This is a genomic window from Paraburkholderia sp. (genome assembly GCF_028283785.1).
In the GTDB taxonomy this organism is placed as follows: Bacteria; Pseudomonadota; Gammaproteobacteria; order Burkholderiales; family Burkholderiaceae; genus Paraburkholderia.
In genome coordinates, this window is the sequence record NZ_JAPWKB010000021.1 from 25783 (window position 1) to 39438 (window position 13656).

Genomic DNA, 13656 nt, shown 5'->3' on the forward strand with positions numbered 1-13656 from the left:
TCTATAAGGCGTATGACGAGGTAATGGAGAAGTCGTGAAGCTTTATGAGAAACTGGCTGCGGAAATGGATGCGCAGATCGCGAGCGGGGTGTTTCTGCCTGGAGACCGGATTCCATCGGTCCGGCAGATCAGCCAGCAACATCGGCTCAGCATCAAGACGGTGCTGCACGCGTATTTGCTGCTCGAAAATAAAGGCGTGATCCAGAGTCGGCCGAAGTCGGGTTACTTCGTTCATGCGAGGCCGCAGCCACGCCGTGCGCGCGGAGCGAAGGCCGATGCAGATGCCAATGTCGATGCCAACGCCGATCCACGCGCGCCGACTCTCGCTGCACAGGAACCGGAACCGCCGGTCGATGTGAGCCGTCTCGTGCTGTCCACGTTACGCGCAATTCAAAGCGACGACGCGGTGCCGCTCGGTTCGCCGTATCCGGACCCGTCGCTGTTTCCGGTGAAGCGGATCGATGGTTACGGGAATGCGATCGCGCGTCGGCAGGCGCAATGGGGTGTCACCGACGAATTGCCGCCCGGCGATCCGCATCTGATCCGGCAGATCGCGCGGCGTTACAGCGAGAACGGCCAGACCGTCGATCCCGCCGAGATCATCGTGACGGTCGGTGCGACCGAAGCGATCAACCTGTGTCTGCAAGCGGTCGCCAAAGCGGGCGACGCGATCGCGGTCGAGTCGCCGACTTTCTATGCGTTGCTGAACGCGATCGAACGTATGGGCATGCGCGCGGTGGAAATCGCCACGCACCCGGACGAAGGCATCGACGTCGATGCGCTTGCGCGCGTGTTGAAGCGGGACAAAATCGCTGCCTGCGTGGTGATGCCGAACTTCCAGAATCCGCTCGGATTCCGGATGTCCGATGCGAACAAGCAGAAGCTGATGAAGCTGCTGACGAAGCACGACGTTCCGGTTATCGAAAACGACGTGTATCACGAGCTTTACTTCGGCGATGTCCATCCACGCTCGCTGAAATCCTTCGATAAAAACGACCTCGTATTGCATTGCTCGTCGTTTTCGAAGAGCCTGACGACAGGTCATCGGGTCGGCTGGACGATGCCTGGCCGCTATCGCGAACAGGTCGAAAAACTGAAGTTTCTGAATACGCTGACGACGCCGTCGCGGCCGCAACTGGCGATCGCCGAGTACCTGAAAAACGAGCGCTACGAGCATCATCTGCGACGCATTCGCAAGGCGTATGAAGAACACGCCGACGTGATGCGCACGCTGATCTCGCGATACTTCCCGGTTGGCACGCGCACGTCGCAACCCAAAGGCGGTTACGTGCTGTGGGTGGAGTTGCCGCGCGAAGTGGATTCGCTGGTCTTGTACCGGATGGCGCTGGATCAGCACATCACGATTGCGCCGGGTTATCTGTTTTCGACGCGCGACGCGTACCGCAATTTCATCCGCCTGAACTACAGCTACGGCTGCGCTGCGACCACGGAAAATGCATTGATCCGTCTCGGCGCCATGGTGACGGCGTTGATCGCGAACGCCGTCAAAACTTCATAAATCAAGCACGATTCTCGCCGATTGGGCTCTTGAACAGCACACCGCGATCAACGTATTCGCCTGTTTTTCTTCGTCGGACAGCACTTCGTCGCGATGATCGGCGCGGCCGGATTTGATGCCGGTCAGGCAGGCGCCGCAAATACCCTGTTCACACGACAGCGACACGTCCACGGCGTTGTCGAGCAATACACCGGCAATCGTCTTTCCGACCGGCACGACGAATACGCGGCCCGTAGAAGCCAGTTCGACTTCGAACGTGCCATCGCCGGATAGCGCGGTCACGGGTTCGGCGTGGAATGCCTCGCTGCGGATCTGCGAGTCCTGCCAGCCGATACGGGAGGTTTCGGCGCGAAGGTGATCCATCATCGCAGCAGGGCCGCACACGTAAACCAGCGTTTGCGCGGAAGGCGTACGCAACGATGCCGGCAACGCGTTGCGCAGACTGTCGCCGGTTTCGCTGAAATGCAGTGCGACCGTTGCGCCACCGACGCCGCCGAACCCCGCGCGCAGTTGCTGCACATAGGGCGCATCGGCTTCGCTGCGGCCGTAATAATGCAGTTCGAACGACGCGCCGCGTTCCGCGAGACACTGCGCCATCGACAGCAACGGCGTGATGCCGATGCCGCCCGCGATCAGCACGTAATGCGCGGCGTCCTCGAGCGCGAAGCAGTTGCGCGGCGCTGAAATCTCGACATGCTGACCCGGCGTCAACACGTCGTGCAGATACGCGGAGCCACCGCGCGATTGCGCGTCGCGCCGCACGCAAATCTCGTAACGATGCCGTTGCGACGGCGGATTCGCGAGTGAGTATTGACGCACCAGACCGCCGGGCATGCGCACGTCGATATGCGCACCGGCGTCGAAGGCGGGAAGCAGGCTACCGTCGGCGGGAACGAGTTCGACGCGGCGGTTGCCGCGCCCCTGTTCGTCGATCGACGACACCGTTACGCGGATCGTATTCATGGGTGCAACTCCTCAAGCGGCAAAGATCGGGCTGAGACCGAGCTTGCGCAAACCCTTGCGATACGCGATCGAACTGCGGTCCGCCGGAATGTGCGCTTCGAGCGACGGGTCGAGCGGCAGGCATTCCGGCTTCTGCGTTTCGACCACGATGCGGTCTTCCTCGAACACGCGCAGATTGAATTCGTGGACGGCTTCGACCGGTTGGTCAGTGTCGAAATTGCGGGCGATCGGCGCAAACAGACGGGTCTTTCTCGCGGACATCGGCGACGCGGCGTTCATGATCACGAGGCGGCCGTCGTTCGGGAAATGAACCGTCAGCGTCGCCGTGAACGGCAGATGCACTTCGAAATGACGCAGCCATTCGAAGCCTTCCTGGCCGCGCTGGATCGCGCCGATCGGATAGTTGCCGACATTGCTCCGGTAGTCCGCGAAAAAGCCGTCCGGCGTATCGACAGGCGTATACGCGGGCACTTCGGTGTTGTCCGGATCGCCGAAGGTGTCGGTGTGAACCCACCCGAAATGCGCGACGTCGAGAAAACCTTCCATCTGCCGACCGGCAAATCCACCGATATCCACGGTCGGACACACGATCTGCTGGAAGCTCGCGTCGTTCCAGAACGGCATCTCGGGAATGGCCGGTTCGGCGGCGGCAGCGTCGTTCATCGGCGCGCCGATGCAGGTCCAGACGAGGCCGTAACGTTCGACGGCGGGATAAGTGCGCAAATGCAGCTTGGCCGGGATCGGAAGATTCGGGCTGGCCGGAATCCGGTTGCAGCGGCCTTCGTCGCCGAAACGCAGGCCGTGGTAGCGGCACACCACGCCTTGTCCATCGTGCGTGCCGAGACTGAGCGGCACGCCGCGATGCGGACACACGTCGCGCGCGACCACCAGTTTGCCGTCCACGCGATAGATGACCAGCGGCTCGTCGAGCAGCATCGCCGCGACGGGCGCTTCCTTCACGTTTTCGCTCAGCGCGACCGGATACCAGTGCATCGCGAGAAGCTGCCAGTCGTGGGCGTCGAACGTGCAGTTGGGCGGGGGCGAGACGATGGCCTTGGCGGGAGTCATGGGCTTCCTGAACAGGGTTTGCGGGGTCTGCATACCGCTGCAATGCGCGGTCTGCGAAATTTGATGACTTGATTTTTGCGGACGACGCCGTTCCAATAAACAATCAAATTCTCGCTACCCCGTTGCAAAAAACTCAACGCGTCCATGATTACGTTTTCCCGCTTCATGCATTACTTCACGGCGGTCGTCGATCACGGCAGCATCCGCAAGGCGGCCGAGGCGCTGCACATTTCCGCGTCGGCGATCGACCGGCAGATTCTTCAGGCGGAGACGGAGATCGGCGCGCCGCTGTTCGAGCGGATTCCGGGCGGTTTGCGTCTGACGGCAGCGGGCGAGGTGTTCATCAATCTGATGCGCCGCTGGCAACGCGACTATCGCCGCGCGCTGACGCAGATCGACGAGCTACAGGGATTGAAGCGCGGACATATCGAAGTCGCGATCATCGATGCTCTGACGGAAGGGTTCGTCGCCGAGGTCATTGCGACGCTCGCGGTGGACCATCCGGGCCTGACGGTCGGCGTTCAGGTGCTCGACAACGAAGACGTCGCACGAAAGATCGCGGCGGGCGAGGTGGATTTCGGGCTGCTGCTCGCACCCGATTCGATGAAAGACCTGGAGATTCGCGCCTCCGCCGACGCGCCGTTGGGCGTCGCGTTTCAGCCCGGCCATGCGTTGCAGACCGGCGAAGACGTACGTGTCAGTCACACGCTCGATTTCAAACCGATCCTGCCCGCGTTGCCGCTCGTGATCAGCGAACGCGTGACGTCGCTGTTCGTTCGTCATCACACGGACGTGCAGCGCTTCATGGCCTGCAACAACACGCAGATGATGCGCTCGCTGGTGCGTCAGGGCGTGGGCGTCGCGGTGCTGTGCTGGCTCGACGTCGCGGTGGACGTGGCGGCGGGCCAGCTCGATTTCCTGCCGCTGAAAGACCCGCATCTGAAGCCGCTGAAGCTGCATCTGTGCGTGGCCGCTCGGCGGCAACTGTCGCACGGTGCGCGTGAAGTGATCCGCCGTTTCGAAGCCGGCATGGCGGATATCGGCTTCAGCCCTGATCGCCGCCGCCCACCGGCAACACCGTGCCGGTGATGTACGACGCATCGTCGGACGCGAGAAACAGGATCGCGCGGACCTGTTCGTCGATCGTGCCGTAACGGTGCATCAGGCTCGATGCGATCGTCTGATCGACAATGCGCTGATACCACGCCGCGTCCTGTCCGGATTGCGGCTCGGCGTTACGCGGCACCTTGCGCGGCGGCGCTTCGGTGCCGCCGGTCGCCACCGCGTTGACGCGAATGCCGTCGTCGGCGTGTTCGAACGCGAGGCTTGCGGTCAGCGCATTGACGCCGCCTTTCGACGCCGCATACGGCACGCGATAAATACTGCGCGTCGCAATCGACGACACATTGACGATCGCACCACGCTGCTGCGCGATCATCGTCGGCAGCACCGCGTGGCAGCACCAGAGCGTCGGAAACAGCGAGCGCCGCACTTCGGCTTCGATCTGCACGTCGTCGTAATGCTGATACGGCTTCGCCCAGATCGTGCCGCCGACATTGTTGACCAGCACGTCGATCCGGCCGTAAGCGTCGCATGCCGCGTGCATCAGCGCGCTCGCGCCTGCATAGTGTTCGAGGTCCGCGAGTACCGGCAGACAGCGTCCGCCGCGCGCCGAAATCGCGTTCGCGACGTCGTGCACCAGATCCGACCGGTCGCACAGCACGACCGTCGCGCCTTCCTGTGCCGCCGTGATCGCGACGCCGCGCCCGATGCCTTGCGCCGCGCCCGTCACGACGACGACCTTTTCCTGAAAACGTGTCGATGTCGTCATGCTGTCAAGCCGCCGCACTGGCCGAGAATTTTTCATAGTGGAAGTTAGCCGGCGTCACGCCTTCGTCGTGCAACCAGCCGCGCACCGCTTCGACCATCGCGACCGGGCCGCACAGATACACATCGACGTCGCCGCCGTTCAGCCATTCCGGGTCGATATGTCCGGTGACGTAGCCTTTGCGCGGATGCGCGCTCGCGCTGTCGGCGACGCAGGTGCGATAGTCGAAACCGGCCAGCTTCTGCTTCGCTGCGTCCAGTTGGTCGACACACACGAGATCGGTGTCGTTCGTCACGCCGTAGACGAGGCGGACCGGTTGCGCGCCGCCGTTGGCCGCGACCACGTCGAGCATCGACAGAAACGGTGCAATGCCGGTTCCGCCTGCGAGGAACAGCACGGGACGAACCGGCGCGCGCAGATAGAAACTGCCGTACGGACCCGAAAACGCGATACGTGCGCCGGGTTTCGCTTGCGTGGACAGGTACTGGCTCATCTTGCCGTCCGGCACGTTGCGCACCACGAACGACACGCGCGACGCACCCGGCGCCGAGCTGAACGAATACGACCGGTACGCGTCGCTGCCCGGAATATCGACGTTCACGTACTGACCGGCGAGGAAGTCGGGTTGCGCGGCGTCGTCGAGATCGATCGAAAAATGGATCGTCGATCCGGACAGCTGCTCGACCGACGCCAGCGTCCCTTCGTGCCGCGCCACCGCAGTCTTGCACACCGCCGACGACGCCGGCACGCGAATCACGCAATCGGAGCGCGGCCGTGTCTGACACGCCAGCACATAGCCTTGCGCGGCTTCGTCGGCACTCAGTGCATCTTCGATATAACTCGATTCGGGCAAATCGTAGCGGCCCGATTCGCACAGGCTGCGGCATGCGCCGCACGCGCCGTCGCGGCAATCGAGCGGCACGTTGATCTTTTGCCGGTAGGCGGCGTCGGCAAGCGTTTCGTCTTCGCGGCACGCGATGAAGCGCGTCACGCCGTCTTCGAACTGAAGTGCAATGCTGTGTTCCATGTCCTGCTCCTCGATCGCATCCGCTCAGATGTGATAGATATCGATGACCTGATTGATGTAGTCGTTTTTCAACACCACGTACTTGTTCAGAATCTGCGGTTGCGCGGCCGAAAAATCGATCACATACCGCGCCATTCCGAAGTAGCTGTAATTCGTCTTGTAGCGATGACTCAGCGTGTGCCAGTTGAAACGCACCGTGCAGACGCCGTTGTCCTCGCTTTCGAGTTCGACGTTCGCGATGTTGTGACTCGTGCGCGTGTCGGGCATCGTCGCGCTGGAGCGCTCGGTCTTGATGCGGAAAATGCGGTCTTCGAGCCCCTGGCGGTTCGGGTAGTAGATCAGCGAGATTTCGCGTTGCGGGTCGGTGACGAGCGTGTCCTCGTCATCCCAAGACGGCATCCAGAACACCGCATCCGGGTGATAGCAGGCCAGCCATTCGTCCCATTGCTCGTCGTCGAGCAGGCGGCTTTCGCGGTACAGGAAAGCCTGAATATCGGCGAGCGTGATCGGGTCCACGACAGTGCTCATGCTGCACTCCCTTCGGTTTCCTTTTCGACGCTCAACGCTTTTTTCATCGTGTCGACCCAATAGCGGTGCTGCACGGTGTAAAGCCCTTCGTCTTCGGTCTTGACGCCGCTCAGAATCGGCGCGAGGCCGATCTTGCGCGCGGCTTCGTCGGGACCGTCGATCCACTGCGTCGCGCCGCGGCACATGTCGTTCCATTCGAGCGCGCGCGCCGCATAGCCTTGCTGACAGGCGCGGAATTCTTCGAGATCGTCGGGTGTCGCCATGCCGCTGACGTTGAAGAAATCTTCGTATTGCCGGATGCGCTGCGCACGCGCCGTATCGGATTCGCCCTTCGGCGCGATGCAATAGATCGTCACTTCGGTCTTGTTGACCGACAGCGGGCGCAAGACCCGAATCTGCGAGCCGAACTGGTCCATCAGATACACGTTCGGATACAGGCACAGATTGCGCGAGTTCTGGATCATCCAGTCGGCGGTTTCGGTGCCGCAGCGCACGGCGAACTCTTCGCGTCGGCTGAAGTTCGGACGGTCTTCCGGATTCGCCCAGCGCGACCACAGCAACATGTGGCCGTGTTCGAACGCATAGAAGCCGCCGCCCTGACGTCCCCACTTGCCGGCATCCATCGCGCGGATCGTGTCCTCGCGCGCGTTTTCTTCCTTGCGATGGCTGGTGGTGGCCGCGTAGTTCCAGTGAACCGCGGACACGTGATAACCGTCCGCGCCGTTTTCGGCGGTCAGCTTCCAGTTGCCTTCGTAGGTGTATGTCGACGAACCGCGCAGCACTTCGAGACCGTCCGTCGATTGATCGACGATCATGTCGATGATCCGCGCGGCTTCGCCGAGATATTCCTTCAGCGGCAACACGTCCGCATTCAGGCTGCCGAACAGAAAGCCGCGATAGCTTTCGAAGCGCGCGACCTTCTTCAGATCGTGCGACGCGTCCTTGTTGAAGCAGTCGGGATAGCCGGCGCCTTCCGGGTCCTTCACCTTCAGCAGCTTGCCGCTGTTGTTGAAGGTCCAGCCGTGGAACGGGCAGGTATAGGTCGCCTTGTTGCCGCGCTTGTGACGGCACAGCACCGCACCGCGATGCGTGCACGAATTGATCAGCGCATTGAGTTCGCCCTGACGGTTCCGTGCGATCACGACCGGCTGACGGCCGATGGTCGTCGTGAAGTAATCGTTGTTGTTCGGAATCTGGCTTTCGTGCGCGAGGTAGATCCAGTTGCCCTCGAAAATATGCTGCATTTCGAGTTCGAACAACGCGGGATCGGTGAATGCGCTGCGGTGCAGACGGTAATCGCCGCGTGCCTTGTCTTCGACCAGAAAGTCGTCGATATGGCGAAGCGTCGGACTGCGGTCCGGGTAGATGGGGATCATCCACTGTCTCCTGATCTGTGATCTGTGGTGCAGGCTCGTGCGCGATCCGGATCTGTCCGTGCGGCTGCCTGTCGGGGATGGGCGGTTCCAGGGAATACCCTCGGAGACAATGCTCGAAAGGTATTATTGAATTGGGTTGACCGCGTTGATCACAGGATATTGACCGTCGTTTGGGTCGTCCAACACCGTTTTAGTATCAGCGCCATATCTAAAAGGTATTCTCATGGAGCTTCGGCACCTGCGTTATTTCATCGCCGTAGCGGAAGAATGCAACTTCACGCGCGCGGCGAAGCGGCTGCATATCGCGCAGCCGCCGTTGAGCCGCCAGATCCAGCAACTCGAAGAAATGCTCGGCGTGCAGCTATTCGAACGCAATGCACGGCCGCTGAAGCTGACCGATACCGGACGCTTCTTCTACGTTCACGCGGTGCAATTGCTGGCGCAGACGGCCGAGCTGGAGTCGATGACGAAGCGGGTCGGCAAGATCGAGCGGAGCATGTCGGTCGGGTTCGTCGGCTCGACGCTGTACGGCATGCTGCCGAAGATCATCCGGCGCTTTCGCGCGGAGAACGCCGCGGTCGAATTGAGCCTGCACGAAATGTCGACGATGGACCAGATTCAGGCGCTGAAGGAAGGGCGCATCGATGTCGGTTTCGGGCGCATTCGCCACGAAGATCCGCGCATCCGGCGCGTGGTATTGCGTGAAGAGCGGATGATCGTCGCGTTGCCGCTCGGTCATCCGCTGTCGGTGGCGAAGCCGGTGTTGTCGCTGCACGAATTGACCAGCGAGACGCTGATCATCTTTCCGAAAGCGCCGCGTCCGAGTTACGCGGATCAGGTGCTCGCCGCGTATCACGATCGCGGGCTGAAGCCGCTGCGAATTTACGAAACACGCGAATTGCAGATCGCGCTCGGACTTGTCGGTGCAGGCGAGGGTATTTCGATCGTGCCGAGCAGCGTGCATGGTCTGAAGCGCGACGACGTCACGTATTGCGAGCTGGACGATCCGAATCTGGTCTCGCCGATCATCATGAGCATGCGGATGCTCGACGAATCCGAAGACCTGCGCACGATGCTCGACCTGATCTACGCGCTATACGAAGAGCAGGACATGCCGTATCTGTTGCCGCGAGAAGGTCAGATGGAGTGACGCGGCGCGGCTTCAGGCCTCGGCCGGGAACAGTTCGGCGTCCGTCAGGATGATGTCGGCGGTTTTCTGATAGTGCGAGGTCACGAGGCGGATCGCCTCGGCGACATCGCCGGACGTGACGGCGTTGAGCATGGCCTGATGTTCCTCGCGCTCATGGCGTTTCGGATAGACCCGCCGCACCGATAACTGCCGGTAGCGATACAGCTGATCGGCGAGCTGCTCGCAGAAGTTGATCAGCCAGCGCGACTGGCAACCGCCGATCAACGTGCGGTGAAACGCGCGATGCAGGCGTTCCCACTCGGGATTTTCCTTGTACTCGGTCTCGCTCAGCGAGCGCGGCACCTTCGACAGACGGTGATACGCGAGCACCACCTGTTCTTCCCATTCCGCCGAGCGCGCCGAGAAAGCCTCGCGCAACGCCACCTCTTCCAGCCAGCAGCGCGTTTTGGTGATCTCGCGCAGATCGTCGGCGCTGATGCCCGCCACCGCAAAGCCGCGCTGATCGCGACGCTCGACCAGGCCGTCGGACGTCAGACGGTTCAGTGCTTCGCGCACCGGCGTCTGCCCTGCCTGATAGTGGTCGCACAGAAACTCGATCTGCAATTTGCGGCCGGGCTCCAGCAGCCCGTCGAGCAGATCCGCGCGGATCCGGTCGTACAGCGTCGTTGCCAACGTGGCCGCCGAAGGGCCGGCCGCACCCGCGGTGGCGCCGGAAGTCGCAACGATACGTGACAAGCAACACCTCGATTCAGATCAAATTGCACCAAGTATATCGGAACTCGGTCTTTTTACGGTCAACCTGCATGACCAGGGGAATTCCCTAAAACAATACACAAAGATTCACGAAAACAGGTTTTGTATATATTATTGGTGAATCGACCCGATGATATGAGACTTCTCGAATGGAACAGCTTTCTCTCGACGTAGCGAACCGCATCGTGGCTGCCGCCCGTGAACGTGCGCAGCAGGCAGGCTTCAAGCCGATGGGCATCGTCGTGCTCGACGCAGCCGGGCAGGTCAAGCTGGTGTCCCGCGACGACGGCGCGACCGCGTTGCGGATCGAGATCGCCGAGGGCAAGGCGTCGGCGGCGTTCGGCATGGGCGTCGCGTCGCGCACGCTGCTGGCACGGGCAAAAGATAACCCCGCTTTCTTCAACGCAATCGGCACGGCAACGAGCGGAAAGTTCGTGCCGCAGACCGGCGCGGTAGTGATTACATCGGCGAGCGGCACGGTGCTCGGCGCGATCGGCGCGAGTGGCGGCACCGGCGACGAAGACGAACTGATCTGCATCGCCGGTATCGAAGCCGCCGGCCTGTCGCACCGGTAATCGCGATGACGTTCGAACTGAAGCACGCGTGCGGATGCCGTGGCATCGACATGCACACGCATATCGTTCCTTCGGATTTTCCCGCCTGTCTCGGCGCGAAAATCCCGCGCGACTGGCCGTCGATGGCGCCTGCGCATGCGTGTCACCGTCACGTGATGATCGACGACAAGGTGTATCGCACCGTCGCGGATCTGTGCTGGGACACGCCCAAACGCATCGCCGACATGGACACGCAGCGGATCGCCGTGCAGGCCATCTCGCCGATGCCCGAATTGCTGTCGTACTGGATGAGCGCGCAGGACGCGTTGCCGTTGCTGCAGTACCTGAACGGCGTGATTGCCGGGATGGTGGACGCCAGCGCGGGACGGATGACGGGACTCGGCGCGGTGCCGCTGCAACAGGTCGATCTGGCGATCCGCGAACTCGAACAGTTGATGAAAACACCGGGTTTCGCCGGCGTCGAGATTGGCAGCAATATCAACGGCGTGCCGATCGGTGCGCCGCAATTCGACGCATTCTTCGAGGCCGCCGAAGCGCTCGGCGCGGCGGTGTTCGTGCACGCGCTGCGCCCGGCGGGCAAGGAGCGCCTCGTCGGACCGCCGCAGCTGGTTCAGGCGCTCGGTTATCCCACCGATGTCGGGCTCGCGGCGGCGTCGGTGATTACCGCGAATCTGCCGGTGCGTCGTCCGAAACTGCGGATCGCGTTTAGTCATGGCGGCGGCACGCTGGCGTCGTTGCTGCCGCGTCTCGAACAGGCGGGCAAGGTGTTCGCGCCGCTGCGCGAGACGCTGCACGCCGCGCCGTCCGAGCAGGCGCGCACGCTCTTTTACGACGCGCTGGTGTTCGACGACGCGACGTTGCGGCATCTGATCGGCTTGTATGGCGACACCCAATTGATGCTCGGCACCGACTATCCGTTTGCGTTTCGCGAGTCGCAGCCGGTCGCGACGGTCGAAGCGATGGGTCTCGCGGAATCGACGGTCGAGCGTCTGGTTTATCGAAATGCCCAGACTTTTCTGGGCATCGTCTGACAGTCAGTTGATGGAGCGATACATGAGTGAGTGTCTTGTCACAGGATTGCGCGGCATCGAGATCGGCGTGCCCGACCTCGAAAGCGCGGAACGTTTCTATATCGGTACCTGGCATCTCGCGAGCGTCGCGCGCACGGCGGACGCCGTCTATCTGCGCGGCACCGGCGCGGCCCATCATGTTCTGACGCTGGTCAGAAGCGAGCGCGCCGACGTGCGCGCGGTGGAGTTCAACGTCGGGTCGGAAGCCGATCTGCAACGTATCGCGGCGTCCGTGCGTGAACACGGCGGCGAAGTGCTGGCCGCGCCGCGCGCCAGCGACGCGCCTGGCGGCGGCGTGCAACTCGACGTGCTCGATCCGCAAGGCCGCACGCTGCGCTTTATCGCCGGCGACGCGCGCCATGCCGATACCGCCGAAGTCAGGGACCGCCCGGTCAAGATCACGCACGTCGTGCTGAACAGCGTGGACGTGGCGGTGGCCCAGCGTTTCTTCGAAGACGCGCTCGGTTTCAAACTGTCGGACCGCACGCGGATCATGGCGTTCATGCGGTGTTCCAGCGACCACCACTGCATCGCGCTGGCCGACGCGCAGGAAAATAGCCTGAACCACATCGCGTTCGTGATGCCCGATCTCGACTCGGTGATGCGCGGCGGTGGCCGGATGAACGACGCCGGTTATCCGATCGAATGGGGCGTCGGCCGTCATGGTCCGGGCAATAACGCGTTCGCGTATTTTCTCGGCCCGTTCGACTTCGTCATCGAATACACCGCCGAAGTGCAACAGGTCGACGACACCTATCGCACCGGCGGCCCGGACGACTGGAAATGGCCGCCCGGACGCATCGATCAATGGGGCATCGGCAAATCGCCGAGCGACCGCCTGAGGGCCGCGCAGAAGTCGATTTTCTTTCGCGCGCACGCCGCATAACGATTCGCTTGAATACATTCTCAATCAGAGGCAGAGACAATGAAACTGGTGACTTTCCGCTCGGGTAACGAGACGCGCGTCGGCGTAATCGACGGTGACGACGTGATCGATCTGAACAAGGCCGACGCATCGATTCCCACCGACCTGCGCAGCGCGCTCAAGCAAGGCTTCGATCTCGTCGCGGCCGCGCAGCGCGTGATCGACAGCGGTTCGGATCATCGCGTGCCGTATGCGTCGGTGACGCTCGCGCCGCTGGTGCCGGAGCCGGGCAAGATCGTGTGCCTCGGCCACAACTACTACGATCACGCGAAGGAAGGCGGCAACCTGAAGCCCGTGTATCCGCTGATCTTCTTCCGTGGCGCGTCGTCGCTGATCGCGCACGACGATCCGGTGATCCGCCCGCAAGTCTCCGAGAAGCTCGACTACGAAGCGGAACTGGCCATCGTGATCAGCAAGCGCGCGCGTCACGTGAAGCGCGAACAGGCGCTCGACTACGTGTTCGGCTATGCGTGTTTCAACGACGCGTCGGTGCGCGACTACCAGAAGCGCACGTCGCAATGGACCATCGGCAAAAACTTCGACGGCACCGGCGCATTCGGTCCGTGGCTGGTGACGCCGGACGAATTGCCGCCCGGCGCGGAAGGCCTGTCGCTGCGGCTGATCCTGAACGGCGAGACGATGCAGCAGGCGAACACGTCGGACATGATCTGGGGCGTCGCCGAAACCATCGAGCTGCTGACGGAAGTGCTGACGCTGGAGCCGGGCGATGTCGTCGTGATGGGCACGCCGGCCGGTGTGGGCTGGGCGCGTAATCCGCCGGTCTGGATGAAGCACGGCGACCGCGTCGAAGTGGATATCGAACGTGTCGGCCGTTTGCAAAATACGGTGCAGGACGAAGTGACCGCCGGGTGAG

At 62.3% G+C, this 13656-nt stretch carries 14 protein-coding genes; 7 read left to right on the forward strand and 7 right to left on the reverse strand.

The window, feature by feature from the left end; genetic code table 11:
• The first annotated feature begins 34 nt into the window (after positions 1-34).
• A complete protein-coding gene (locus tag PW947_RS30565; RefSeq protein ID WP_299636550.1) occupies positions 35-1519 on the forward strand; it encodes a PLP-dependent aminotransferase family protein in 1485 nt (494 codons plus the stop codon).
• Here PW947_RS30565 and PW947_RS30570 read toward each other — a convergent pair.
• Positions 1514-2482 (reverse strand): PDR/VanB family oxidoreductase, encoded by a 969-nt coding sequence (locus tag PW947_RS30570; protein ID WP_299636552.1) that lies wholly within the window; start codon positions 2480-2482, stop codon positions 1514-1516. The genes PW947_RS30565 and PW947_RS30570 overlap by 6 nt on opposite strands.
• Positions 2483-2494: 12 nt before the next feature.
• Positions 2495-3550 (reverse strand): aromatic ring-hydroxylating dioxygenase subunit alpha, encoded by a 1056-nt coding sequence (locus tag PW947_RS30575; RefSeq protein ID WP_299636554.1) that lies wholly within the window; start codon positions 3548-3550, stop codon positions 2495-2497.
• 144 nt (positions 3551-3694) lie between these two features.
• On the opposite strand from PW947_RS30575, the gene PW947_RS30580 reads away from it, so the two are divergent.
• The gene (locus PW947_RS30580) at positions 3695-4639 is read left to right on the forward strand and encodes a LysR family transcriptional regulator (RefSeq protein WP_299636556.1); all 945 of its coding nucleotides are present in this window, start codon (positions 3695-3697) and stop codon (positions 4637-4639) included.
• On the opposite strand, the gene PW947_RS30585 is transcribed toward PW947_RS30580, so the two are convergent.
• Genes PW947_RS30585 through benA form a run of 4 tightly spaced genes read right to left on the reverse strand, consistent with a single transcriptional unit; the run spans position 4596 to position 8309 of the window.
• The gene (locus PW947_RS30585) at positions 4596-5381 is read right to left on the reverse strand and encodes a 1,6-dihydroxycyclohexa-2,4-diene-1-carboxylate dehydrogenase (RefSeq protein WP_299636558.1); all 786 of its coding nucleotides are present in this window, start codon (positions 5379-5381) and stop codon (positions 4596-4598) included. The two genes, PW947_RS30580 and PW947_RS30585, sit on opposite strands and share 44 nt — an antisense overlap.
• Before the next feature lie 4 nt (positions 5382-5385).
• On the reverse strand, positions 5386-6405 hold the full coding sequence (gene benC / locus PW947_RS30590) for a benzoate 1,2-dioxygenase electron transfer component BenC (protein WP_299636559.1): 1020 nt from the start codon (positions 6403-6405) through the stop codon (positions 5386-5388).
• A gap of 24 nt (positions 6406-6429) precedes the next feature.
• Complete coding sequence (benB, locus tag PW947_RS30595) at positions 6430-6933, reverse strand: benzoate 1,2-dioxygenase small subunit (RefSeq protein WP_299636561.1); 504 nt, start codon at positions 6931-6933, stop codon at positions 6430-6432.
• A complete protein-coding gene (benA, locus tag PW947_RS30600; RefSeq protein WP_299636562.1) occupies positions 6930-8309 on the reverse strand; it encodes a benzoate 1,2-dioxygenase large subunit in 1380 nt (459 codons plus the stop codon). The genes benB and benA overlap by 4 nt, the downstream gene beginning before the upstream one ends.
• Positions 8310-8532: 223 nt before the next feature.
• On the opposite strand from benA, the gene PW947_RS30605 reads away from it, so the two are divergent.
• Positions 8533-9459: a LysR family transcriptional regulator gene (locus PW947_RS30605; protein ID WP_299636564.1), complete on the forward strand. Its 927-nt coding sequence runs from the start codon at positions 8533-8535 to the stop codon at positions 9457-9459.
• Between the two features lie 12 nt (positions 9460-9471).
• Here PW947_RS30605 and PW947_RS30610 read toward each other — a convergent pair whose 3' ends face one another.
• Positions 9472-10194, reverse strand: a complete 723-nt coding sequence (locus PW947_RS30610) for a GntR family transcriptional regulator (RefSeq protein ID WP_299636566.1) — start codon at positions 10192-10194, stop codon at positions 9472-9474.
• Between the two features lie 167 nt (positions 10195-10361).
• Between PW947_RS30610 and PW947_RS30615 the strand changes: the two genes are divergently transcribed.
• The 4 genes from PW947_RS30615 to PW947_RS30630 are packed head-to-tail and all read left to right on the forward strand — an operon-like array spanning position 10362 to position 13655.
• Positions 10362-10787: a heme-binding protein gene (locus PW947_RS30615; protein WP_299636568.1), complete on the forward strand. Its 426-nt coding sequence runs from the start codon at positions 10362-10364 to the stop codon at positions 10785-10787.
• A 5-nt stretch (positions 10788-10792) separates the two neighbouring features.
• The gene (locus tag PW947_RS30620; RefSeq protein ID WP_299636570.1) at positions 10793-11818 is read left to right on the forward strand and encodes an amidohydrolase family protein; all 1026 of its coding nucleotides are present in this window, start codon (positions 10793-10795) and stop codon (positions 11816-11818) included.
• A gap of 22 nt (positions 11819-11840) precedes the next feature.
• Complete coding sequence (locus PW947_RS30625) at positions 11841-12743, forward strand: VOC family protein (RefSeq protein WP_299636572.1); 903 nt, start codon at positions 11841-11843, stop codon at positions 12741-12743.
• Between the two features lie 39 nt (positions 12744-12782).
• Positions 12783-13655, forward strand: a complete 873-nt coding sequence (locus PW947_RS30630) for a fumarylacetoacetate hydrolase family protein (protein ID WP_299636574.1) — start codon at positions 12783-12785, stop codon at positions 13653-13655.
• Position 13656 lies beyond the last annotated feature (1 nt).

Excerpts from the sequence above, each read along its gene's own strand:
- PW947_RS30575 (WP_299636554.1), bottom strand. The coding sequence starts at position 3,550 with ATGACTCCCGCCAAGGCCATCGTCTCGCCCCCGCCCAACTGCACGTTC.
- PW947_RS30605 (WP_299636564.1), top strand. The coding sequence starts at position 8,533 with ATGGAGCTTCGGCACCTGCGTTATTTCATCGCCGTAGCGGAAGAATGC.
- PW947_RS30570 (WP_299636552.1), bottom strand. The coding sequence starts at position 2,482 with ATGAATACGATCCGCGTAACGGTGTCGTCGATCGACGAACAGGGGCGC.
- benC (WP_299636559.1), bottom strand. The coding sequence starts at position 6,405 with ATGGAACACAGCATTGCACTTCAGTTCGAAGACGGCGTGACGCGCTTC.
- PW947_RS30585 (WP_299636558.1), bottom strand. The coding sequence starts at position 5,381 with ATGACGACATCGACACGTTTTCAGGAAAAGGTCGTCGTCGTGACGGGC.
- benB (WP_299636561.1), bottom strand. The coding sequence starts at position 6,933 with ATGAGCACTGTCGTGGACCCGATCACGCTCGCCGATATTCAGGCTTTC.
- PW947_RS30615 (WP_299636568.1), top strand. The coding sequence starts at position 10,362 with ATGGAACAGCTTTCTCTCGACGTAGCGAACCGCATCGTGGCTGCCGCC.
- benA (WP_299636562.1), bottom strand. The coding sequence starts at position 8,309 with ATGATCCCCATCTACCCGGACCGCAGTCCGACGCTTCGCCATATCGAC.
- PW947_RS30620 (WP_299636570.1), top strand. The coding sequence starts at position 10,793 with ATGACGTTCGAACTGAAGCACGCGTGCGGATGCCGTGGCATCGACATG.
- PW947_RS30580 (WP_299636556.1), top strand. The coding sequence starts at position 3,695 with ATGATTACGTTTTCCCGCTTCATGCATTACTTCACGGCGGTCGTCGAT.
- PW947_RS30630 (WP_299636574.1), top strand. The coding sequence starts at position 12,783 with ATGAAACTGGTGACTTTCCGCTCGGGTAACGAGACGCGCGTCGGCGTA.
- PW947_RS30625 (WP_299636572.1), top strand. The coding sequence starts at position 11,841 with ATGAGTGAGTGTCTTGTCACAGGATTGCGCGGCATCGAGATCGGCGTG.